This is a genomic window from Aequorivita marina, from assembly GCF_031631895.2.
Taxonomy (GTDB): domain Bacteria; phylum Bacteroidota; class Bacteroidia; order Flavobacteriales; family Flavobacteriaceae; genus Aequorivita; species Aequorivita marina.
The window spans coordinates 1-374 of record NZ_JAVMBW020000046.1; the positions used below are offsets into that span (position 1 = coordinate 1).

The 374-nt window shown below is 50.8% G+C and carries 1 protein-coding gene and 1 pseudogene; both read left to right on the forward strand.

Annotation, left to right across the window (positions count from 1 at the left end; translation table 11 throughout):
• Positions 1-51: 51 nt before the first annotated feature.
• Positions 52-117: pseudogene (locus QPK98_RS15780) on the forward strand (hypothetical protein); the annotation flags it as partial.
• A gap of 27 nt (positions 118-144) precedes the next feature.
• On the forward strand, positions 145-374 hold a 230-nt coding region (locus QPK98_RS15615; protein ID WP_310994398.1), incomplete at its 3' end, for an FIDD domain-containing protein.

Here is a 374-nt window from a genome sequence, read left to right on the forward strand (position 1 = left end):
TTGGGCTACTATGAAAGCTATGACGATGCCGTCAATGAGGAAAATGAGATTGTGGCCCCAGAGCGCACCGCCTACCAGAACACGACTAACCCACAGATCATCTACGTGCGAACCACCAATCCCGACTCCAAGTGCTTTGAGATCGTGGAGCTGGAACTAGTAGTAAACCCCTTGCCAGACGCTAGTGCCCCAGTTTCAGACTATATCATTTGCAGTCCTGATAACAGCGGTATTGGCATCTTTGACCTTACCACCAAGATTCCTGAGATCCTTGGAGAACAATCAGCCCCGCCCTTTGCGGTGAGCTTTTACCTAGACCCGGACGATGCGGAGAATCAAACGGGAGCAATTGTAAACACCCAGGCACACCAGAA